At 64.2% G+C, this 20,658-nt stretch carries 21 protein-coding genes and 1 other RNA gene; 11 read left to right on the forward strand and 11 right to left on the reverse strand.

Going from position 1 to position 20,658, the window contains the following annotated elements; translation table 11 throughout:
• Positions 1-60: 60 nt before the first annotated feature.
• The 6 genes from DQ230_RS11965 to DQ230_RS11990 all read right to left on the reverse strand — a co-directional run bounded on the left by DQ230_RS11965 (position 61) and on the right by DQ230_RS11990 (position 5,828).
• Positions 61-1,188 (reverse strand): SPFH domain-containing protein, encoded by a 1,128-nt coding sequence (locus DQ230_RS11965; protein WP_113912860.1) that lies wholly within the window; start codon positions 1,186-1,188, stop codon positions 61-63.
• 117 nt (positions 1,189-1,305) lie between these two features.
• On the reverse strand, positions 1,306-2,274 hold the full coding sequence (locus DQ230_RS11970) for a DUF2927 domain-containing protein (protein ID WP_113912861.1): 969 nt from the start codon (positions 2,272-2,274) through the stop codon (positions 1,306-1,308).
• A gap of 4 nt (positions 2,275-2,278) precedes the next feature.
• The gene (locus DQ230_RS11975) at positions 2,279-3,475 is read right to left on the reverse strand and encodes a toxic anion resistance protein (protein ID WP_113912862.1); all 1,197 of its coding nucleotides are present in this window, start codon (positions 3,473-3,475) and stop codon (positions 2,279-2,281) included.
• Entirely contained in the window at positions 3,475-4,383 is a 909-nt protein-coding gene (locus DQ230_RS11980) for a 5-bromo-4-chloroindolyl phosphate hydrolysis family protein (protein WP_113912863.1), read from the reverse strand. Before DQ230_RS11980 ends, DQ230_RS11975 begins: the two co-directional genes overlap by 1 nt.
• A gap of 5 nt (positions 4,384-4,388) precedes the next feature.
• Positions 4,389-4,604, reverse strand: coding sequence for a hypothetical protein (locus DQ230_RS11985; protein WP_113912864.1), 216 nt, complete (start codon positions 4,602-4,604; stop codon positions 4,389-4,391).
• A gap of 141 nt (positions 4,605-4,745) precedes the next feature.
• Entirely contained in the window at positions 4,746-5,828 is a 1,083-nt protein-coding gene (locus tag DQ230_RS11990) for a pseudouridine synthase (protein ID WP_203228061.1), read from the reverse strand.
• A gap of 63 nt (positions 5,829-5,891) precedes the next feature.
• Here DQ230_RS11990 and DQ230_RS11995 point away from each other — a divergent pair, with 63 nt between their 5' ends.
• On the forward strand, positions 5,892-6,344 hold the full coding sequence (locus tag DQ230_RS11995) for a nucleoside deaminase (protein ID WP_113912866.1): 453 nt from the start codon (positions 5,892-5,894) through the stop codon (positions 6,342-6,344).
• Positions 6,345-6,350: 6 nt separating this feature from the next.
• Here DQ230_RS11995 and DQ230_RS12000 read toward each other — a convergent pair whose 3' ends face one another.
• The 4 genes from DQ230_RS12000 to DQ230_RS12015 form a co-directional block, all read right to left on the reverse strand.
• Positions 6,351-7,049, reverse strand: coding sequence for an HAD family hydrolase (locus DQ230_RS12000; RefSeq protein WP_113912867.1), 699 nt, complete (start codon positions 7,047-7,049; stop codon positions 6,351-6,353).
• 12 nt (positions 7,050-7,061) lie between these two features.
• A complete protein-coding gene (locus tag DQ230_RS12005) occupies positions 7,062-8,741 on the reverse strand; it encodes an ABC transporter permease subunit (RefSeq protein WP_113912868.1) in 1,680 nt (559 codons plus the stop codon).
• Positions 8,741-9,781, reverse strand: coding sequence for an ABC transporter ATP-binding protein (locus tag DQ230_RS12010; protein ID WP_113912869.1), 1,041 nt, complete (start codon positions 9,779-9,781; stop codon positions 8,741-8,743). Before DQ230_RS12010 ends, DQ230_RS12005 begins: the two co-directional genes overlap by 1 nt.
• Positions 9,782-9,878: 97 nt before the next feature.
• The gene (locus DQ230_RS12015; RefSeq protein ID WP_113912870.1) at positions 9,879-10,877 is read right to left on the reverse strand and encodes an ABC transporter substrate-binding protein; all 999 of its coding nucleotides are present in this window, start codon (positions 10,875-10,877) and stop codon (positions 9,879-9,881) included.
• Positions 10,878-11,068: 191 nt separating this feature from the next.
• On the opposite strand from DQ230_RS12015, the gene DQ230_RS12020 reads away from it, so the two are divergent.
• Entirely contained in the window at positions 11,069-11,842 is a 774-nt protein-coding gene (locus DQ230_RS12020; protein WP_113912871.1) for a DeoR/GlpR family DNA-binding transcription regulator, read from the forward strand.
• Positions 11,843-12,172: 330 nt separating this feature from the next.
• On the opposite strand, the gene DQ230_RS12025 is transcribed toward DQ230_RS12020, so the two are convergent.
• Positions 12,173-12,865, reverse strand: coding sequence for a metal-dependent hydrolase (locus tag DQ230_RS12025; RefSeq protein WP_113912872.1), 693 nt, complete (start codon positions 12,863-12,865; stop codon positions 12,173-12,175).
• Positions 12,866-13,011: 146 nt separating this feature from the next.
• Here DQ230_RS12025 and gatC point away from each other — a divergent pair, with 146 nt between their 5' ends.
• The 9 genes from gatC (at position 13,012) to DQ230_RS12070 (ending at position 20,647) form a co-directional block, all read left to right on the forward strand.
• The gene (gene gatC, locus DQ230_RS12030; RefSeq protein WP_113912873.1) at positions 13,012-13,299 is read left to right on the forward strand and encodes an Asp-tRNA(Asn)/Glu-tRNA(Gln) amidotransferase subunit GatC; all 288 of its coding nucleotides are present in this window, start codon (positions 13,012-13,014) and stop codon (positions 13,297-13,299) included.
• Complete coding sequence (gene gatA / locus DQ230_RS12035) at positions 13,299-14,786, forward strand: Asp-tRNA(Asn)/Glu-tRNA(Gln) amidotransferase subunit GatA (RefSeq protein ID WP_113912874.1); 1,488 nt, start codon at positions 13,299-13,301, stop codon at positions 14,784-14,786. The genes gatC and gatA overlap by 1 nt, the downstream gene beginning before the upstream one ends.
• Before the next feature lie 48 nt (positions 14,787-14,834).
• Positions 14,835-15,566, forward strand: coding sequence for a hypothetical protein (locus tag DQ230_RS12040; RefSeq protein WP_113912907.1), 732 nt, complete (start codon positions 14,835-14,837; stop codon positions 15,564-15,566).
• Positions 15,567-15,569: 3 nt separating this feature from the next.
• Positions 15,570-16,295 carry an N-acetylmuramoyl-L-alanine amidase gene (locus DQ230_RS12045; RefSeq protein ID WP_113912875.1) on the forward strand — a complete coding sequence of 242 codons (726 nt, stop codon included), beginning with the start codon at positions 15,570-15,572 and terminating at the stop codon, positions 16,293-16,295.
• An 11-nt stretch (positions 16,296-16,306) separates the two neighbouring features.
• Positions 16,307-16,717: RNase P RNA component class A (gene rnpB, locus DQ230_RS12050), an RNA gene on the forward strand.
• 223 nt (positions 16,718-16,940) lie between these two features.
• The gene (rpmG, locus tag DQ230_RS12055) at positions 16,941-17,108 is read left to right on the forward strand and encodes a 50S ribosomal protein L33 (RefSeq protein WP_007204264.1); all 168 of its coding nucleotides are present in this window, start codon (positions 16,941-16,943) and stop codon (positions 17,106-17,108) included.
• A gap of 105 nt (positions 17,109-17,213) precedes the next feature.
• Entirely contained in the window at positions 17,214-17,969 is a 756-nt protein-coding gene (locus DQ230_RS12060; RefSeq protein WP_113912876.1) for an RNA methyltransferase, read from the forward strand.
• Between the two features lie 55 nt (positions 17,970-18,024).
• Complete coding sequence (gene ctaA / locus DQ230_RS12065) at positions 18,025-19,167, forward strand: heme A synthase (protein WP_113912877.1); 1,143 nt, start codon at positions 18,025-18,027, stop codon at positions 19,165-19,167.
• 1 nt (position 19,168) lies between these two features.
• Positions 19,169-20,647, forward strand: coding sequence for a carboxypeptidase M32 (locus tag DQ230_RS12070; RefSeq protein ID WP_113912878.1), 1,479 nt, complete (start codon positions 19,169-19,171; stop codon positions 20,645-20,647).
• Positions 20,648-20,658 lie beyond the last annotated feature (11 nt).

A 20,658-nucleotide genomic window follows, 5' to 3' on the forward strand; every position in this document is an offset into this window, starting at 1 on the left:
GAGTTGAGTATTTTCGGGAAGATGAAAGCAGGGGCGCGGCGGACCGGCGGCGCTGCCCGATCAGGCGGGCGGCGGCGGGGGCGGCAGAACGGTGAAAAGCTGCGCAAGTTCGGTGACATCGCCCGCCGGCATCCAGCCATCCTGCCCTGCGGTCCAGACCTGGGTCTGGCGCGTCAGCTCGCCCGCGCTGGCCATACGGCCCATGGCGGCGCGGCTGTAGGGCCCGCGTGTTTCGCCGTTTTCGGCGATGTGCCAGACATGTTCGGCCGGGGGCGGCGGAGGCGGGGTGTGCTGCGCCTGCGCCGGGCGCGCGCCCCATGGGCCGGGCTGGCCGGCGTTCTGCTGGGCCATTTGCTGCGCCATTGCCATGCCCATCCCCATGCCAAGCCCGGCGCCCATGCCGCCGCCTGCCGGGTTGCTGGCCGCATCGGTCATCGCCTCGGCGGCGGAGTATTGCGTATAGGCGCCCAGATCGCCGGCAAGCCCCATGGACGTGCGTTTATCCAGCGCCTTTTCCACCGCCGGAGGCAGCGAGATGTTTTCGATATAAAGCTCGGGGATGGACAGGCCGTAGCCTGCGACCGTCTGGCTGATTGCGCCTGCCACCAGCTTGCCCAGATCGGCGGTATTTGCGGCCATGTCGAGCACCGGGATGCCCGAGGAGGCAATCGCGCGGCTGAATTCCTGCACGATGATGTTTCGGATCTGGTAGCTGATTTCGTCCATGGTGAATTCGCCGTCCGTGCCGACGATTTCCTGAAGGAACAGGCCCGGATCGGTGACGCGCACCGTATAGGTGCCGAACGCGCGGATGCGGGTGGGGCCGAATTCGGGATCGCGCAGCATGATCGGGTTTTTCGTGCCCCATTTGAGGTTGGTGAAGCGGGTGGTCGAGACGTAGTAGATTTCGGATTTGAACGGGCTTTTGAAGCCGTGATCCCAGTGCTGAAGCGTTGTCATCACCGGCATGTTGTTCGTCTCAAGCATGTAGAGGCCGGGGGTAAACACGTCCGCCAGCTGCCCCTCGTGGACGAAAACAGCGGCCTGACCTTCGCGCACGGTCAGTTTGGCGCCGTATTTTATTTCGTGGCCGTGCCGCTCGAACCGCCAGACCATGGTGTCGCGGGTGTCGTCTGTCCAATGAATGACGTCGATGAATTCGCCGGTGAGAAAATCGAAGATACCCATGAGATTGATCCTAAGCCGCTGTTTCAGGCACGAAGTGAAGCATGTTTGCCCCGCGGTGCCAAGCATCTGGCGCCCCGCCGGGCAAGGCTGACAGATATATCGGGTGCGGGGCGCGGGTCAGCTGGATCCGCCCCGGCGTTCGGCGATCAGTTGCACCAGAATCGGGCGCGCCGTCTCGAAGCGCATTCCGGGTTTCAGGCGCGGCGAATAAAGCAGGCTCAGCAGCTCTTCGTCATGGGTGGTGAGCAGTGCAAATTCGTCGTCGTCGTTGAAGATGGACGGGCGCGCACGGGGGCTGTCATTGGCCAGGCCCAGACCTTGGGCCAGTTCTTCGTGCACGCAGGATTTGCGCAACAGCGGAGGGTGTTCGGCGCGGATCAGCGCAATGGCGCGGCGGTAGGTGTGATCGTCGTTATTGTCCGAGAACGCCACCACAAGGCAATGGATCGAGCGTGGCAGGGCTTCGAACAGATCAATAGAGGATTGGTTGATATTGGGCACCAGATGCCGGATGCGGGCAATCGCCTGGGCGCGGTCATCCTCGCCCATGAAAAGGACGTTGAAATTGGCGTCCGCGCCGGCGCCCGCGCTGATCGGGTGGCCGGTGACGCGCGCCAGCCGGTCTGCGTAACCGCTCACCACGCGGCGATCAATATCGCGCTGATCGGCCGGAACCGAGGCGCCGAATTCGACCGACATGCGCACCGGGCCGGTCCATTTGCGCAGGCCGCCGGGGCGGCCATCCGATTGCGCCAGCCCGCGGTTGCGCGCGTATTCGTCGTGAAAGGCGATACGCTCGAAATTGCGCAGGACATCGGTGTCGGTGTAGGGGGTGTCCGGCCCGCCGCCATCGGTGCGCATCAGCCCCTGACCGACAAGGCTGGCCTCGACGCGGGTGTAGTATGCGGCCAGTGCCACGCTGCGATCCGAAGGCGCCACCTCCGCGCGTGGCGAAGGCGGGCGTTTTGCCGAAGGGGCGGCGGGCGCGGGCGGCGCCGTGTCGGGCGCGGGCAGATCGGTGCAGGCAGCCATCGCCGCAAGCAAAGCTGCGCTGGTTGCCGTTTTGACCCATTCGTGCGCGCCCATGTCCTCAGCCCTTTGTTGCGGTGGCGACGGTATCGCCCAGCCCGGTCTTGCGCGCCTTGGCCGAGGCGAGCGTATCGCGCAGATCGGCCTCCATCTGCTTGAGATCCTTTTCGGCGGCGGCGCGGCGGGCCTTGCCCTCATCCGCGATTTGCAGGCTTTCCTGAATGGTGCCGATCAGATCGGCGTTGGCCTTTTTCACCGCTTCGATATCGAACACGCCGCGCTCCATTTCGGTGCGGATCACCTTGTTGCTTTCGCGCAGGTTGGCGGCGTTGGCGGTCAGCAATTCGTTGGTCAGGTCATTGGCGCCGCGCACCGCATCGGCCGCCTCGCGGCTACGCTGGATGGTGACCGCCTGCGCCAGCTGCGTTTCCCACAAGGGGACCGTGTTGACGAGGGTCGAGTTGATCTTGGTCACCAGCGACTTGTCGTTTTCCTGAACCAGACGGATCGAGGGCAGCGATTGCATGGTGACCTGACGGGTCAGTTTCAAATCATGCACCCGGCGTTCCAGATCGTCGCGGGCGGCGCGCAGGTCGCGCAACTCCTGCGCTTTCATCACCTTGTCATTCTCGGCGGCCTTTTCGACCTCGGCCTCCTTGGCGGGGATGTCATTTTCGTCCAGCAGGCGGATCTTCTCCTCGCCCGCCGCGATATAAAGCGCCAGTTCGTCATAGAAGGTCAGCGTGCGGTCATATAGCATATCGAGCGATTTGATATCCTTCAGCAGCACATGTTCATGGCGCAGCAGATCATCGGTCACGCGGTCGATCTGGGCCTGCACCTCCTCATATTTGGCTGTGAATTTGGCGAAGGGCGCGGCGCGGCCCAGCAGCTTTTCCCACCATGACCGCTCGCGGCGCACGTCCAGTTCGGACACCGAAAAGCCGCGGATCGTGGTGACGATGCCGCGCAGGGAATCGCCCGCCGGGCCAACATCCTTGTTGCGCACGCCGGCCAGCATGGATTGCGAGATTTCCTGCAATTCGGCCTGCGCGGAGGATCCGAACGATACGATGGATTGCGTATCGGACATATCAATCTGCGCCATGCGGCGCTGGATTTCGGCGGTGCCCGTCTTGCCCGCGTCCTGGAGCGATACGATGGCGTTCGCGTCCTGCGGCATCGGCAGAATGCGCTGGCTGACTTCGGTGATTTCGGCAAGGCTGGCTTCGGCCTTTTGGCGCACGGATTCGGGCATTATCGGTCCTCTTGAAGGGGGGGTGGTGTCTGGGGCAGGGCGACGCCTTCGCGCTCCAGCCGGTCGCGCAGGACGCTGATTTCGATCGCCAGATCGCCTTGGTCGTCCTGCAACAATGTTTGTGTCTTGGCGGCGAAATTCGCCTCCAGATCGTCAAGCAGCGCCATGTATTTCGTGCGCGCCGCATCATCGCCCGAGCGGGCGTAGATATCGGCAAACTTGATCGTCGCGTCGCGCGCACCCATCAGGTAAACGCCGGTGTAGCGGCGTGCAGATGTCAGATCGCGCGGATCCTCCTCAATCGTGCGCAGCATGTCGCGCACGGTGGCCTGAAACCGCTCGACCCGCGCTTCTGCCCGGCGGTCGCCGGCGCGGCGGATCGCATCGGCCATTTGCGCCAGCAGGCCCTCGGCCTTGTCAACGGTGCGGCGGGCGCGGTCTTGCTGGAAGGTGTCGATCCCCTCCATTCCCTTGTCGCGCATCGGATCAAAGCCGAACGACATCATATGCAGCCCGGTTGTGACCGCGCCGTAGAGGGCCGCCGCGATCAGCCCGCCATCGCCCGATAGCGACGCCAGCGCGATGCCTGCGCCCGCGAGGACGGAGGAAAACAGCTTGCGCGGGATGCCGGGCCTGCGCGCAACCTTGCGTTCGTTGTAGGCCGCCTCGGCGCGCAGGCCGTCGCGCAGCAGCCACGCGGACAGCGCCAGTATCGCAGCCGATGACGCCCCCAGTGCCAGCCCGGCAGCGCCCGAGGCCAGTGACGTAAACAGCACGATTGCGGCCGGCGCGAACATCAGGTTCGCGCGCGCACCCACCGGGTCCACGCGCGGGCGCAGGGCGGGCGCGCCTGTCTGCGGCGATCCGTTTTTGTCCGGGCTGAATTTGCCACCGAAACGCTGCGCCATGGCGGTCAGAGCCCGCCCAGAAGGCCGCTGGTCACGCCCAGCATCAACAGGATCAGTGCGGTATAGCTAATGCGTTCCATCAATATCCCTTTACCCGGCGCGGCAATGTCGCGGGCCAGCGCCCTGCCGTCCTGCGCCGCGCGTGTCAGCGCCGATATGGCAGCGCCGACCAGTGCCAGCAGGACGCAGATCAGACATATCAGCAGTACCAGCCGTGCCATGTGTCGCCTTCGTCCCAAGTTGTGCCTGCATCCCCACAAAGGTAGGGGATGCGCCGCGCCGTTACCAGAGGCAACCGTCAAGGATCGGCTTGCCTGACTGCCAGACTGCCTAACGCGCGGGGCCGAGTTTTGGATCCGCCGTCAGGGCGTGCGGCGGCGATGGGGTGCGGCGGGGCGGGCGGTGCGATCGCCGGCGGGGCCGGATCTGGCCCCCGGTTTGCCGCCCGGTTTGAAGTTCGGCTTGTTACCGGGTTTGTCCGGGGATTCTCCAGATTTAGGCCCGGATTTAGGCCCGGGTTTTGCGCCGGGTCTGGGGCCGGATTTCTGCCCCGGCTTGGCGGCGGGTTTTGGTCCCCCGCGGCCACCCGGTTTGGCGGCGCGGCCTTCTTGTGGCTGGGCGGGGCCGGGCTTGCCCGCGAGCGAGACTTTGCGATGCGGCGCGCCCTTGCTTTGCGGTCTGGGCTTGGCGGGCGGTTCTGGAACCTCTGCCGGCTCCAGCCCCAGCTGGTCGCGCAGCACGCGCGGCTTGATCTCCTCCACCGCGCCGGGCGCCAGATCACTTAGCTGGAAGGGGCCATAGCTGACGCGGATCAGGCGGTTGACCGTCAGGCCCACAGCCTCCATCGCGCGGCGCACCTCGCGGTTGCGGCCCTCGCGGATGGCGACGGTGACCCACGCATTCGCGCCCTGCTGGCGGTCCAGCGACACGGCCATCGGCTGAAACCGCTCGCCGTCCAGCACCAGACCCGCGCGCAGCGGCGCAAAGGTGGCGTCGGTCGGGCGGCCATTGACGCGGGCGCGGTATTTGCGCAGCCAGCCGGTGCTGGGCAGCTCCAGCTTGCGCTTGATGCCGCCGTCATTGGTCAGCAGAAGCAGCCCCTCTGACGTGATGTCGAGGCGTCCGACGGTCATCACGCGGGGCAGATCCTCGGGCAGTTCGTCGAAAATCGTGCGGCGGCCCTGTTCGTCGCTGTTGGTGGTCACCAGCCCCGAGGGCTTGTGATACAGCCACAGACGCGCCGGTTCCGGTGTGCCGACCGGCTTGCCGCCCACGGTGATGCGGTCCTGCGGCGTCACGTTCAGCGCGGCGCTGGAAATGACGGAACCGTTGACGGTGACCTGGCCGCTGTCAATCAGACGTTCGGCCTCGCGGCGGCTGGCGATACCGGCGCGCGCGATGACCTTGGCGATACGCTCGCCGGGGGGAGGGGGCTGTGTGCTCATGCGCGTTGGCATAGCGCATACGCCGCCCTTGCGAAAGCAGCTATCGACAGGCAAACAAGGGCAATGCGCTTTATCAGCCATATGGATGCGGCCCTGGCCGAGGCGCGCGCTGCCGCGCAGCGCGGCGAGGTGCCCGTTGGCGCCGTGCTGCTGGATGCGGCGGGCCGGATCGTGGCGCGGGCCGGCAACCGCACCCGCGAGCTGCATGATCCCACGGCCCATGCCGAAATTCTGGCGATCCGCGCCGCCTGCGCCGCGGCCGGATCGCAGCGGCTGGGGGGCCATGTCCTATACGTCACGCTGGAGCCGTGCGCGATGTGCGCCGCCGCGATCGCCGCCGCGCGGCTGAAGGCGGTCTATTTCGGCGCCGCCGATCCCAAATCGGGCGGCGTGTTGCATGGCGCGCGCGTATTCAGCCACCCGCAGGCGCACCATGCCCCGGACGTGTATGACGGCATCAACGCAGATGCGTGTGAAAACCTGCTGACTGATTTCTTTGCGGCAAGGCGCAGATAGGGAAACTCACCGCCCGATCACCCGCTCAAGATGGCTGATGTCGGGGATGATCACATCCGCCAAGGGCCTCAGCTTGTCCTCGGTCCCGGTTCCGCTCAGCACCCCGACGGCCAGCCCTGCGCCGCCGGAGCGGGCAAGTTGCAGATCCTGGATGTTGTCGCCCACCATCGCCGCGGCTGCGGGGGCGGTGCGGGTTTCATGGCAAAAGGCGTAAAGCGCGCCGGGGTCAGGTTTGTGCCCGTAGCCCGAATCGTAGCCGGCGATGAACTGGAAATAGGGCGTCAGCCCCGCGGATTGCAGGAAAACGCGGATCGCCTCTGCGCTGTCGCTGCTGGCCACGCCCATTTTATACCCTTGCGCATGCAGCGCGCGGATCGCGTCATACCCGCCTTGGATGGGGACGGCTGTGCGCATGGCGTGTGTGAATATGCTGTCTATGCCCGCAGTCAGGTCGGCACGTGTCAGCGCCTCGCATTCGGCCAGCCACGCATCGGCAATCTCGGCCGAATTTCCAGCCGCAAACAGCCCGCCCGCATCGGCGCGGCCGGTGTCAGGGTCGGCATCGGCAAGCGCCAGCAGCCGCCGGGCCAGCGCCGGATCGCCGCCGGCGGCAAATTCCGCCGCCTGCAAATTGATCGACGTCCAGGTCGCATGATAGTCCAGCAGCGTCCCGTCCTTGTCAAAAAGGATAGTTTTGATTGTCATATTTACACCAGATTACCGGATCAGGGTGACGCCGCGCGCGCCAGCCAGCCACAGGATGCCGCGCACGATCAGCAGCATGGCCATCACGATTGCCATGATGCAGACCGAAAACGCCGCCGCCTGATTGGTCGCGCCGCGATCGGCCAGTTGCAGCACCGACACGGCGGCCACCTGCGTCTGCGGCGTGATCAGGAAGATCACTGCCGACAGTGACACCATCGCGCGCATGAAGAAAAACACGCCGACCCCCAGCAAGGTGGGCCAGAGCAGCGGCAGCGTCACCTTGAACAGGGTGCGCAGCGCGCCGGCGCCCAGCATGGTCGACGCCTCGTCAAAGGTCGCGCTGACCTGCTTGAGGCTGGTTGTAGTGATCAAAAATCCCTGCGCATGATTGTAGTAGATGTAAAGCAGCACGATCAGCGGGAACGTCCCGTAGAGAAAGTTCAGCGGGTTCGCCAGGCTGTTGAAAGCCAGCACATAGCCAAGCCCCAGCACCATGCCGGGGATCGAGGCGGGCAGTGTCGACAGGAACGATATCGGCCCGCTCAGCGGCGTGCGGAATTTCATCGTGACGATGGACGCGCTGAATACGGCGACCACGCCCAGTGTCGCGGTGGCCAGCGCCACGCCAATGGAATTCCACAATGGCTCGGTCCCGTTCTGCACGTCGAAGGCGTAATGCTCCAGTGTCAGGGTCATGTTGTAGGGCCACAGCTTGACCAGGCTGGCAAAGAACACGATCAGCGGAATCGACAGGAACAGAATGGCAATGAGGGTGGCATAGATGCCGTAGGCCAGATCGCGCCGCAGATTTGGCCGCACGTCAAGGGCGACAGATTTGTCCGTCACCTGCGAATGCTGGCGTTTGGAGATATAGCCGACGATCAGCTTGGACAGGGCCGCCGGCACCAGCAGAACAACACCGATCACGGCGCCCAAATGGAACTGCGCCTGACCGATCACCTTGTTGTAGATTTCGGTCGCCAGAACGCTGAAATCGCCGCCGATCACGATGGCATTGCCGAAATCGGTGATAGACAGCGAGAACGCCACGAAGACCGCCGCCGCAATGCCGTAACGTGTCGAGGGCAGGGTAACGGTGCGGAAAATCTTCCACGGTTTCGCCCCCATGACGATGGCCCCCTCATAAAGCCGCGCATCGGCCACCGCCAGCGCCGCCGACAGGATCAGGAACGCGTAGGGAAAGGTGTAGAGCGTATTGGCAATGGTCACGCCCCAGAACCCGTAGATATCCAGCTCGAACCCCAGGAACCTGTTGAAAACGCCATTGCGCCCCAGCAGAAAAATTAGCCCCTGCGCCTGTATCAGCGACGGCGCGAAAAGCGGTGCCATCACCACCATCCGCAGCACGGATTTCAACACAACATTCGTGCGTTGCAGCGCGTAGGCATAAAAATAGGACAGTGTCACCGCACCGATCGCCGACAGGCCGGCCATGCCCAGACTGTTGCGCACCAGCTCCCAAATGCGCGGATCGCCGAGAGTGGCGACATAGTTGCCAAGCCCCGCGCCACCCCCCACATCGAAGCTGCGCCAGAGGATGGCAAAAACCGGCACAAGGAAGAACACCGCAAGACCGGCAATGACGCAGATCGACAGGATCAGCGATACGGCCCCGTCGCCCAGCTTGGGCAACCGGCGGCGCTGCGGGCGGGCGGATGCGCCGGCCATCAGCGCAGCACCTGCAATGCCTGCGCGGGGAACCGGGCGGTCACCTTTTCGCCAATGCCGGGCGCCTGAACCAATCCGTTCATTTCCACCTCAAGCGTTTGGTCCGGCGCGCAGTCAGGCCGCAGCGCGATATGCTGCAAATTGCCCATGTAGCGCGTTCCTGTCACCGTGCAGGGCAGGGCGTTGTCGCCTGCATCCGCATTGCCGAGCAATGTGATCGCTTCGGGCCGCAGGCCCAGCGTGGTGGCCCCGTCCAGCGGGCCGGGCAGGGACAAAGCGGCCTCCCCGTATCGCGCAGTGCCATCCGGGCCCGCGCTGACCGGAAGCAGGTTGATCGCGCCGATAAAATCGGCAACGAACTGCGTCTTGGGCCGTGCATAGAGATCGCGCGCCGTGCCGACCTGCTCGATCTCGCCGTCGCGCAGGACAACGATCTGATCGGCCATTTCCAGCGCCTCGTTCTGGTCATGGGTGACCATCACCGTCGTGATGCCGAATTGCTGCTGGATATTGCGGATCTCGCCGCGCAGCCCCGCGCGCACCTTGGCATCGAGCGCCGACAGCGGCTCGTCCAGCAGCAGAAGCGACGGCTCGGGCGCAAGGGCGCGGGCAATGGCGACGCGCTGCTGCTGCCCGCCCGACATCTGCTCGGGCAGTTTGTCCGCCTGATCGCCCAGATGCACAAGGTCCAGCATCTCGCGCGCCCGCTCGCGCCGGCGCGCACGGCCCCAACCGCGGCATTCCAGCCCGTATTGCACGTTGCGGATCGCCGTGAGGTTGGGAAACAGCGAATAGGATTGAAAGACGACGCCAAAATTACGCTCGGACGGGGGCGTGTCCGACAGATCCTCGGACCCCAGCATGATCTGCCCCGAATCCGGCGTCTCCAGCCCGGCGATGACGCGCAGCAGCGTGGTCTTGCCACAGCCGGACGGTCCCAGAAAACAGGTCAGACTGCCTGCCGGAATGGTCAGCGACAGGTTGTTCAGCGCCCTGACCGGGCCGTAGGTCTTGGTGATATTCCGGACATCGAGATCCATGAGGCGCCTTCAATTCTTTGGAAAAAAGCGCCCCGCACCGCAGGGGCGCGAGGCACTGACAGGCCGGGGAGAATCCCCCTCAGCCGGTACGCAGCATTCAGCGCTCGTAGCGCTTTTCCCACTCCGAAATGATCGCGGTGCGGTCTTCGGCAGCGGCGGCAAAATCGGTGGGATGCAGCACGTCCGAGGTGTCCTGCGGCAGGCCGGCATCAAGGAACTCCTGCGGCTTCTCGCCGCCCGGCATGGTCACGATCGCCTTCCACTTGCCATAGGCGGTCGCCGCCTCGGGTGTCACTGTCCAGTCGAGGAAACGCTTGGCGTCTTCCTTGTTGTCCGAGGATGCCACCAGCGCGTTCGCCTCCAGCTCGTTGCCGGAGCCTTCGGAGGGGATGACCATGGTGATCGGATATCCCTCGTTGATGTTCTTGATCGCGCGCATGTCGTAGGACGCACCGACCACATATTCACCGGCGGACGCCGCATGGCAGGGCTTGGAGCCGGACTTGATATATTGCGCGACGTTCTTGTCCAGCTTGTCGAGGAAGGCCCAGCCATCCTCTTCGCCCATCATCTGCAAGAGCGAGCTGATCTGGATGTAGCCCGTACCGGACGATGCGGGGTTCGGCATCACGACCTCGCCCTTGAACGCCGGATCGGTCAGGTCCGCCCAGGATGTCGGCATCTCCAGGCCCTTGTCCTTCAGCCGCTCGTTGTTGACGCAAAAGGCGGCCATGTATCCCGACACGGCAAACCATTTGTCCTCGGGCGACCGGAACTGCGCCGGGATCTGCTTGACGCCATCGGGGGCGTAGGGCTCCAGCGTTTTTTCGATCTGCGGGTTGACGATCGCCGACGCGGCAAAGCCCCACAGAACGTCATGCTGGGGGTTGCCCTGCTCGGCGATGATGCGCGCGACCAGATCGCCCTGCGACAGGCGCAGCATGTTCATTTCGACATCCGGCATCGCCTCGCGTGCCAGATCGAGGAACGCCGCCGCCTCGTCCTCCTCGTAGGATGTGTAGATGGTCAATTCGCCCGCCGTGGCGGCGGTGCTCATCATCAATGCAGATATCAGGGTGACTGTCTTGAAAGTCATATTGGTCCTCGTCGCTTGGGATTTCGGAGTTTCGCTGAAAGGTAGCCTACAAATTGTAAGGAATATGACAAGCGAAATGTAAAATTTCTTCCAAAAGCGTGCAAGTCACCATATTTTGAGTATATCATGACGACACATTCTACCCCAGCCCGCTGGCCGCGCCCCGGCAAAGACGAATCGGACAACCGCCAATGAAGATCGCCCCCGATAAAAAGGAAATGCGCCGCCGCGCCCTGTCACAGATTGTCGAAGAGTACGGCCATATCAGCCTGACCGAGGCGGCGAAAAACCTCGGCGTGTCTGTGCAGACCGTGCGCCGCGACGCGCTTGAACTGGAACAGCAGGGATGCGCGCGGCGCACCCACGGCGGCATCGCCTTTACCGGCGCGCTGGACCGCGGTGCCTACCAGCAACGTCGCCGCACCCAAACTGCTGAAAAGAAACGGATCGCGGGCCGTATCGCCGATCTGGTGCCGGACGGGGCCACGGTGTTTCTGGATATCGGAACCACCTGCGAGGCGGTTGCACTGGCCCTGCTTGAACGCCGCAACCTCAAGATCGTCACCTACAGCATCCGCAGCGCGATGCTGTTTGACGGGCGCGAGGATTTCACCGTTGTCATACCCGGCGGCGTCGTGCGCCACATCGACGGCGCAATCATCGGCACCGGCGCCGCAGATTTCATCGCGCAATTCAATTTCGACTACGCCATCATCGCTGTCAGCGGCATGGATATGCAAGGATGCCTGCGCGACGACGACGATTTCGAAGTGCAGCGCGTCCGCATCGCCATGGCCCAATCGCGCAAGATCGTGCTGGCCTTGACCTCGAACAAAATCGGCACGGGCGGGCTGGTCAAGCTTTGCGATCTGCGCGAAATCGACATTCTTGTAACCAACGACCAACTGCCGCCACCGCTTTGCGATCTGGTCATCCAGACCGATATCGACATCGTACCCCTCTGAGCGCCTGCTGCCGAAGCAAATTTCGACACAGCCCTATTGCGAGCAAATCGCCGGTCCCCCCAGTCCGAGCCGCACAGGGAACGGTGCCAGCCCACGGGTGTCACCGCGAAAGATACCGGTTGGAACCGTCTGCCTGCTATCGAATTTCGCCGCTGCTTGCCCCCTTCCTTATCCCTGCTCAGTGTACTCTATGAACCACCGACCGTTAAGAAAGCGCTAAAACCGGCAAGAAAACCCAAAACCACACTGAGAACTGTTTTTTCCTTGAAAGGGGCGATCCTTGGTGCCCCTCCCATGTTTTTTCTTGGTAAAAATACCCAAATTCCGCGGTCAGAGGTCAATCGCCTCCATCACCTGTGGCTCGATGACGTTGACGCCGGGCAGGGCCGCAACCATGGCGTCGGCGTTTTGCTCCAGCGCATCAAAGGTGCGGTAATGGCAGGGGATGACGGTCTTGAAATCGAAAAATGTCCTGGCCGCATAGGCCGCGCGGCGCATGTCCATGGTGAAATGTCCGCCAGCACAAAGGATGCCGATCTCGGGCGCGTGCAGCGCCTGAAACACGCCCATATCGGCCATCACATCGGTATCGCCGCTCAGATAAATGGTGCGGCCGTCGTGCTTGATCATGTAGCCGCACTCGCTGCCTGCCGCCTGCGGGCCGTCCTTGCCGGCAAAACTGCTGGAATGGGTGGCGTGGACCATGGTCACGCGCACGCCGCCCAGATCGACGGTGCCGCCCTTGTTGAAACCGATTGTCTCGATTCCCTCATTCTCGGCCCAGTGGTTCATCAGGTCGAACTGGCCAACCACCGGGATCGCCAGATCGCGCGCCAGATCCAGCGTGTCGCTGGCGTGGTCGAAATGGGCATGGGTCAGCAGGATATGCGTCGCGCCTTGGGTCGCGGCATCGTGCTGCGCCTCGGGTAGCATCGGATTGCCGGTCAGCCACGGATCAATCAGCAGCGTCTGCCCGCCCCATTCGATCCGGAAAGAACTGTGTCCAAGCCAGATGATCTTCATAGTCTTGCCTCCGTCATTGTTTTGCCAACGCTAGCACAGCGCGCGCCGCGTGCCACCGGTTCCGCCCCGGATTGGCCCGGAATACTTGCACCCGCTCCGGGGCGGCGCTAAACGCAGGGCTGACGCTCAATTCCAGAGGATCGCCCATGTCCATCGACACCAAGATCGCCGCGCGGGTGGCCAAACTGGCCCGCATCCGCGTCGAAGATGACGCGCTGCCCGCGCTGGCCGCTGAATTCAACACCATCCTCGGCTTTATCGAGCAGCTGGGCGAAGTGGATGTGGACGGGGTCGAGCCGATGACATCCGTCACCCCCATGCGCCTGCCGCGCCGCGCCGACGCGGTGACCGATGGCAGCCAGCAGGCGGCGGTTCTGTCGAATGCGCCCGATGCGCGCGAAGGGTTTTTTGCTGTGCCGAAGGTGGTGGAATAATGTCCGATCTGAACAAACTGACCATCGCGGATGCACGCGACAGCCTGCGCCGCGGCGACATCACCAGCGCCGAACTGACCGAGGCATGCCTGACCGCCATTAGCGGCGCCGGCGCTCTGAACGCGTTCGTCCACGACACCGCGCAAATCGCGCGTGACATGGCTGCTGCTGCCGACAAACGCCTGCAAGCGGGCGATGCGCCCGCCCTGTGCGGCATCCCGTTGGGCATCAAGGATCTGTTCTGCACCAAGGGCGTGGCCAGTCAGGCCGCCAGCGGCATCCTCGACGGGTTCGTGCCGGAATACGAATCGACCGTCACCGCGAAACTGTTCGAGGCGGGCAGCGTCATGCTGGGCAAGCTGAACATGGACGAATTCGCCATGGGATCATCGAATGAGACCAGCGTTTATGGCAATGCGGTCAATCCGTGGCGCCGCGCGGGCGACGATGCGGCGCTGACGCCGGGCGGCTCGTCCGGTGGCTCTGCTGCCGCTGTCGCGGCTGATCTGTGCCTTGGCGCGACCGGCACCGATACGGGCGGCTCCATTCGCCAGCCTGCCGCCTTTACCGGCATCACCGGGATCAAGCCGACCTACGGGCGCTGCTCGCGCTGGGGGGTGGTGGCGTTCGCCTCGTCCCTGGATCAGGCCGGGCCGATGACGAAAACCGTGCGCGATTCGGCGATCATGCTGGGCGCGATGTGCGGCCACGATCCCAAGGACAGCACCAGCGCCGACATGGCCGTGCCGGATTTCGAGGCGATGCTGTCGGGCGACATATCCGGCAAGGTGATCGGCATCCCCAAGGAATACCGCATGGACGGCATGCCGTCCGAGATCGAAAAGCTGTGGGCAGACGGCACCGCGATGCTGAAGGATGCAGGCGCCGAAATCCGCGACATTTCCCTGCCGCACACCAAATACGCGCTGCCCGCCTATTACGTCATCGCCCCGGCCGAGGCGTCCAGCAACCTCGCGCGCTATGACGGCGTGCGCTATGGCCACCGGGCCAAACTGGCGCCGGGCGACGGCATCACCGAGATGTACGAGAAAACCCGCGCCGAAGGCTTCGGCGCGGAGGTGCAGCGCCGCGTCATGATCGGCACCTATGTGCTGTCGGCGGGCTTCTATGACGCCTATTACAATCGCGCGCGCAAGGTGCGCACCCTGATCAAGCGCGATTTCGAGCAGGTGTTCGAGGCCGGCGTTGATGCGATCCTGACCCCCGCCACCCCCAGCGCCGCCTTCGGTCTGGGCGAGATGGCCAGCGCCGATCCGGTGCAGATGTATCTGAACGACGTCTTTACCGTGACGGTCAATCTGGCGGGCCTGCCCGGCATCACCGTGCCGGCCGGGCAGAACGCCGAAGGGTTGCCCTTGGGGCTGCAACTGATCGGGCGGCCGTGGGAAGAGGGCGATCTGCTGAATTGCGCCTACGCGCTGGAGCAGGCGGCCGGTTTTGTAGCCAAGCCTGATAAATGGTGGTAAATGCGCGAGTCTCATGCAAGCGAGGCGAATGTGACTAAGCGAATTCTTATGGCAGGTGCGGCCCTTGTGGCATTGGGCGCCTGCGCACCCACCATTCCCGAAAGCGGCCCCGACAGCGGCGCCGGTGTCGGATTTGGCAGCTATAGCGAATATGAGGCCCGGCAGGCGGCGCGCGAGGCGCAGCTGACGGGTGCGGCGCTGCCCGCGCCGGACGCGGTCAGCAGCCAGCCGCTCGGCGGGCCTGCCAGCGGCAGCAATGAGGCCGACGATATCGCGGCCCAGACCCGCGCGGCACTGGGCACCGACCCGGAGGATCTGGCGGCCAATTCGGGCAAGCCGATCGTTCAGGCCGGCCCAAATAACCCTGCGCCGCAGATTGCCGATGCGCCGGGCATTTCGGATGAAAACAGCTTTGACGCGGTCAGCGCGAACCGCTCGATCGAGGATGACGCGGCCCGCGTGGCGGCGCAGCGCCAGCAGTATCAAATCGCATCGGTTCAGTCCGTCCCCAGCCGCGATGGCAGCGAGGGGCCGAACATCGTCGCCTATGCGCTTAGCAGCAAACATGCGCCCGGCACGCAGATCTACCAGCGCATCGGGCTGAACAAACAGTCGAAATTTGAACGCAACTGCGCGGTCTATCCCGGCCCGGATATGGCGCAGATCGCCTTTTTGGAAAAGGGCGGGCCAGAGCGGGACCGTCTGGGGCTGGATCCTGATGGCGACGGGTTTGCCTGTTCGTGGGATCCGCGCCCGTTCCGCAAGGCCGCTGGCGGCTAAATCATGCAGCCCGGTGGCTCCACCGCGGACGGGCCTGACGCGATCTGGCAACCATCACCCAATTTCAGCGCGCGCCGGGATGGCGCGCGGCCTGACATCCTTTTGCTGCACTACACCAACATGGCGACAGCCGGCGCAGCGGCGGCGCGTCTGTGCGACCCTGCGGCGGGCGTGTCCTGTCATTATCTGATCGCCGAAGATGGCAGGCTATGGCAATTCGTGGACGAGGCGCAGCGCGCCTGGCATGCGGGGCAGGGGTGCTGGGGGGATGCGGGCGATGTCAATTCGCGGTCCATCGGGATTGAGCTGGCAAATCGCGGCGACCATCCGTTTCCCGAACCGCAGATGCGCGTGCTGGAACGGCTGATGCGCTGCATCATGGCGCGCTGGCAGATCACGCCCGCCCGCGTCCTGGGCCACTCGGACATTGCCCCTGACCGCAAGGACGATCCCGGCCCGCATTTTGACTGGCGGCGGCTGGCGCTTTGCGGCCTGGCGATCTGGCCTGAGCCGGCACCGGCGGCAGATACGACCGACTTTCGCGCGCTTGCCGGCCAGGTTGGCTATGGTGCAGAATTTTCCGATGCGGATATACTTGCGGCGCTGCGCCTGCGCTGGCGCCCGTGGGCCTGCGGGCGCGCGGACGGTCTGCCGGAAGCGGAGGATATGGCGATACTATCGGATATCGCCGCGCGCTTTGCCGTTGACCGGGACAGGCGGGGCGCTTAACTGAGGTTTGCGCGGAGGGCCGGATGGCCGCTTGAGCGGAGCGCGCTCTGTTTGGGAGGAAAGTCCGGACTCCACAAGGCAACGGTGCCGGGTAACGCCCGGCCGGGGTAACCCGAGGGAAAGCGCCACAGAAAACAGACCGCGTTCGTTGATCGGGCGTAAGGGTGAAACGGTGGGGTAAGAGCCCACCGCGGGGCTGGCAACAGCGCCGGCACGGCAAGCCCCACCGGGAGCAATGCCAAATAGGGACCGCGCGCGGGGCAGGTCGGCAGTGCCGATACCGCCCGCAGGCACGTCTTGGCCCGGCGGTCCGGGTTGGCAGCCAAAGGGGCGGTGGTAACACCGTCTTTAGATGAATGGCCATCCAGGGGCGGGTTTCGGCCCGCTCTGGACAGAATCCGGCTTACAGGCCCTCCGCGCATTAATGGGACCGAAGATTCGAAAATTCTGCGAATTTTCGGGCAGCGCCCGATTATTTACGGTGCGATTGCATGTGCTGACGGTATTTGGGTATTTGGGCCAAGAAAAAACCGGGGCGCCGGGGCGCCTATATGGGCAAATGCGGTTGACTCGGAGGCTGGCGGGGTTAAAAGGCAGACAAATGTATTCACCGGCAGCGCCGCTGCCCGGCGCAGGAGATAAAAAATGGCGAAGCCGACCACAATCAAGATCCGCCTGAACTCGACCGCGGGCACCGGCCACTTTTACGTGACCAAGAAGAACGCGCGCACGATGACCGAGAAGATGGCGATCAAGAAGTATGATCCCGTTGTGCGCAAGCATGTCGAGTATAAGGAAGGCAAGATCAAGTAAGGTCTGCCGGATCCTGCAAGTCATGAAAGCCGTGCTTGATAGCGCGGCTTTTTGTTTTTCAGCCGTCTTTGCGTGCCGGGCAGCGATTGAGAATGAGGTAATGCAATGCCAACTGGCAAACCCCAGCCGGCCTTTGTGCTGGTGCGTCCGCAGATGGGCGAAAATATCGGCGCGGCTGCGCGCGCCATGTGGAACTTTGGCCTCGACCGGATGCGCGTCGTTGCACCGCGCGATGGCTGGCCCAGTGCCAGCGCCGTGGCGATGGCCAGCGGCGCGGGGCGCCTGTTGGACGAGGCGCTGCTGGTCGCCGATGTGCCGGGGGCGCTGGACGGTTGCCACTATGTTTATGCCACGACAGCGCGGGGGCGCGAGCTGACCAAGCCGATTTTCAGCCCCGAGGATGCGATGCGCGACGCCGCGCGCCGGATTGCAGGCGGCCAGAAGGTAGCGGTCATGTTCGGGCCGGAGCGGTCGGGGCTGGAGAATGACGACGTGGTGCGCGCGAATGCGATCATCACGGTCCCGGTCAATCCTGAGTTTCCCAGCCTGAACCTGGCGCAATGTGTGCTGCTGACGGCCTATGAGTGGCGCCGCGCCGCCGATGCGCTGCCTGCCAGCCACGTGCATATGCACAACACGCAATGGGCCGATCAGGTCGAGGTGGAGGCGCTTGCGGCGCATTACGACGCGCGGATGGACGAGGCCGGGTTTTTCTACCCCGACCACAAGTCCGCGATCATGCGCCAGACCTTGCGCAACTTCTGGTCGCGCATGCCGCTGACGCAGGCCGATACGCGGCTGCTGCATGGTATTCTGCGGCAGATGGTCCGCTGGAAGGATCGTGGGGGCGGCGGCGCTTGATGGGGCGGCACGTGCGCACTAATGTCTGCGGGGAGCGATCCGAGGAGCAGTGACAGTGGCAGAGAAACGCAGCATTTTTCAGGAAGTGGACACCAAAGGGGATGTTCGCGTTCAGCCAAGGGGAGGCATGATCGACAAGGGGCGGCGCGGTGCGCGGCGCGGGATCCGGCTGTGGATGATGGTGCTGTTTGCGTTGGTCGTGGTGATGATTGCGGTTGGCGGTCTGACACGGCTGACCGATAGCGGCCTGTCGATCACGGAATGGCGGCCGCTGACAGGTGCGCTGCCGCCTTTGAGCCTGGCCGAATGGCAGGCCGAATTCGCGCTGTATCAGGCGATCCCGGAGTTTCAGGTTGTAAACAGCTGGATGAGCCTTGAGGATTTCAAGGTGATCTATTGGTGGGAATGGGGCCACCGGCAACTGGGCCGGGTGATTGGCCTGGTCTGGGCGGTGGGTTTCTTTGGCTTTCTGGTGGCGCGGCAGATCCCTGCGGGCTGGACCGGGCGGCTGTTGCTCTTGGGCGCGCTTGGCGGGTTGCAAGGTGCGGTCGGCTGGTGGATGGTCTATTCCGGGCTGGGCGGCGACCGGACGGATGTGGCGTCCTACCGGCTTGCCACGCATCTGGGGCTGGCATTTGTCATCCTGGGCTTTATCGCGTGGTACATGCTGCTGCTGGGACGGCCTGAGCGGGACATCCTGCAGGCCCGGCGCGGCCGCGAAGCGCGTCTGTTCGGGCTTGGCACCGGCTGGCTGCATTTCACCTTTGTTCAAATACTCATTGGTGCGCTGGTCGCGGGTATAGATGCCGGGCGCAGTTATACAGAATGGCCGCTGATGGGCGGGGGCTTGTGGCCGCCGCAGATGATGGTGTTCGAGCCGTGGTGGCGCAATTTCTTTGAAAATCCCGGCACTGTGCAGTTCATCCACCGCATGACCGGCTACGTGTTGCTGGCGTTTTCGGTGGTCGTGCTTTTGCGCGGACGGCGCAGCGCCTATACCGCGACGCGCAGTGCGTTTACGCTGGCGTTCTGCGCGATACTCGCGCAGGTTGTTCTGGGCATTGTGACGGTGCTTTTGGCGGCGCCGTGGCACGTTGCAATCCTGCATCAGTTTCTGGCGGTCATCGTCTGGGTGCTGATCCTGCGGGCCCGGTTTCATGCCGGATATCCGCTGGCGCAATCGGTAAGGGGCACGTGATATGAGCGCGTTCGATGATCTGATGGCCCATCAGCGCCAGACCGAGGCGTTGGCCCAGATCGCCGGGCGGCTGTCATGGGACCGCGAGACGGTGATGCCGTGCGGCGCCGCCGCGCAGCGGTCCGAGGAGACGGGCGCGCTGCATGCGGTGCTGCATGCGCGCCGCACCGATCCGCGCATCGGCGACTGGCTGGAGACAGCAGAGGATGCGCCGCTGGGGCAGGTGGCGGCGGCACAGCTGCGCCATATCCGCCGCAGTTTTGAGCGCACGCAGCGCGTGCCCGAGCATCTGGCGACGGCCCTTGCGCGCACGGCGGCGCTGAGCCAAGGCAAATGGGCCGAGGCGCGCGCGACTGATGACTACGCCGCCTTTGCACCTGTGTTGGCTGAAATTCTGGCCCTGAAGCGCGAGGAGGGGGCGGCGCTGGCCGAGGGCGGCGACGTCTATGACGCCATGCTGGACGATTACGAGCCGGAGGCAAAGGCGGCGGACCTTGATGCGATGTTCGGCGCGCTGCGCCCCGGACTGATCGCGCTGCGCGAATCGGCGCTGGCTGGCACGCCGGCGCCGCAGCTGTCGGGGCGGTTCGACGTGACCGCGCAGATGCAACTGGCGCAGCAACTGGCCGCTCTTTGCGGTTATGACATGACGCGCGGGCGGCTGGACAAGGCTGTGCATCCCTTCTCCAGCGGGTCGGGCGACGATGTGCGCATCACCACCCGCACCGCGGAAGACGATCCGTTCAACTGCCTTTATTCAACGATGCACGAGGCTGGCCATGCCGTGTACGAGCAATCGATCGATCCCGCCTATGCGCTGACCCCGCTGGGGGCGGGGGTGTCGATGGGTGTGCATGAAAGCCAGAGCCGGATCGTCGAAAATCAGCTGGGCCGCAGCCGCGCCTTTACCGGCTGGCTATATGGCCGGATGCGCGATGTGTTCGGCGATTTTGGCATCGACGGGGAGGATGCGTTTTACGCGGCGGTCAACAGTCTGCATCGCGGATTTATCCGGGCGGAGGCAGATGAGGTGCAGTATAATCTGCACATCCTCATGCGGTTTGATCTGGAGCGGGCGCTGGTGGCCGGTGATCTGTTGCCGGCGGATCTGGAAGCGGCGTGGAATGACCGGTTCGAGGCTGATTTCGGCTATCAGGTGCCGCGCGCATCGCTGGGATGTTTGCAGGACGTGCATTGGTCCGTCGGGTTGTTCGGGTATTTCCCGACCTACAGTCTGGGCAATGTCTATGCCGGCTGTCTTGCCGTCGCGCTGCGCCGTGCGGTGCCGGATCTGGACGCCGAATTGGCGCAGGGCAACATGGCGTCGGCCATGGCGTGGCTGCGCGAGACTGTGCAGCAGCATGGCGGGCTTTATCCCCCGCGCGAATTGATCACGCGGGCCTGCGGCACTGCGCCAAGCGAGGCGCCGCTGATGGCGTATCTGCAAGAGAAATTCGGCGCGCTCTACCCGGCGCAGTGATCGCAGGCGCC

The organism is Roseovarius dicentrarchi (genome assembly GCF_003316635.1).
Classification (GTDB): Bacteria; Pseudomonadota; Alphaproteobacteria; order Rhodobacterales; family Rhodobacteraceae; genus Roseovarius; species Roseovarius dicentrarchi.

Excerpts from the sequence above, each read along its gene's own strand:
- DQ230_RS11970 (WP_113912861.1), bottom strand. The coding sequence starts at position 2,274 with ATGGGCGCGCACGAATGGGTCAAAACGGCAACCAGCGCAGCTTTGCTT.
- gatC (WP_113912873.1), top strand. The coding sequence starts at position 13,012 with ATGTCCATCGACACCAAGATCGCCGCGCGGGTGGCCAAACTGGCCCGC.
- DQ230_RS12070 (WP_113912878.1), top strand. The coding sequence starts at position 19,169 with ATGAGCGCGTTCGATGATCTGATGGCCCATCAGCGCCAGACCGAGGCG.
- gatA (WP_113912874.1), top strand. The coding sequence starts at position 13,299 with ATGTCCGATCTGAACAAACTGACCATCGCGGATGCACGCGACAGCCTG.
- DQ230_RS12010 (WP_113912869.1), bottom strand. The coding sequence starts at position 9,781 with ATGGATCTCGATGTCCGGAATATCACCAAGACCTACGGCCCGGTCAGG.
- DQ230_RS12020 (WP_113912871.1), top strand. The coding sequence starts at position 11,069 with ATGAAGATCGCCCCCGATAAAAAGGAAATGCGCCGCCGCGCCCTGTCA.
- DQ230_RS12015 (WP_113912870.1), bottom strand. The coding sequence starts at position 10,877 with ATGACTTTCAAGACAGTCACCCTGATATCTGCATTGATGATGAGCACC.
- DQ230_RS11975 (WP_113912862.1), bottom strand. The coding sequence starts at position 3,475 with ATGCCCGAATCCGTGCGCCAAAAGGCCGAAGCCAGCCTTGCCGAAATC.
- DQ230_RS12045 (WP_113912875.1), top strand. The coding sequence starts at position 15,570 with ATGCAGCCCGGTGGCTCCACCGCGGACGGGCCTGACGCGATCTGGCAA.
- DQ230_RS12040 (WP_113912907.1), top strand. The coding sequence starts at position 14,835 with ATGGCAGGTGCGGCCCTTGTGGCATTGGGCGCCTGCGCACCCACCATT.
- DQ230_RS12025 (WP_113912872.1), bottom strand. The coding sequence starts at position 12,865 with ATGAAGATCATCTGGCTTGGACACAGTTCTTTCCGGATCGAATGGGGC.
- DQ230_RS11965 (WP_113912860.1), bottom strand. The coding sequence starts at position 1,188 with ATGGGTATCTTCGATTTTCTCACCGGCGAATTCATCGACGTCATTCAT.
- DQ230_RS11980 (WP_113912863.1), bottom strand. The coding sequence starts at position 4,383 with ATGGCGCAGCGTTTCGGTGGCAAATTCAGCCCGGACAAAAACGGATCG.
- DQ230_RS11990 (WP_203228061.1), bottom strand. The coding sequence starts at position 5,828 with ATGAGCACACAGCCCCCTCCCCCCGGCGAGCGTATCGCCAAGGTCATC.
- DQ230_RS12000 (WP_113912867.1), bottom strand. The coding sequence starts at position 7,049 with ATGACAATCAAAACTATCCTTTTTGACAAGGACGGGACGCTGCTGGAC.
- DQ230_RS12060 (WP_113912876.1), top strand. The coding sequence starts at position 17,214 with ATGCCAACTGGCAAACCCCAGCCGGCCTTTGTGCTGGTGCGTCCGCAG.
- rpmG (WP_007204264.1), top strand. The coding sequence starts at position 16,941 with ATGGCGAAGCCGACCACAATCAAGATCCGCCTGAACTCGACCGCGGGC.
- DQ230_RS12005 (WP_113912868.1), bottom strand. The coding sequence starts at position 8,741 with ATGGCCGGCGCATCCGCCCGCCCGCAGCGCCGCCGGTTGCCCAAGCTG.
- DQ230_RS11985 (WP_113912864.1), bottom strand. The coding sequence starts at position 4,604 with ATGGCACGGCTGGTACTGCTGATATGTCTGATCTGCGTCCTGCTGGCA.
- DQ230_RS11995 (WP_113912866.1), top strand. The coding sequence starts at position 5,892 with ATGCGCTTTATCAGCCATATGGATGCGGCCCTGGCCGAGGCGCGCGCT.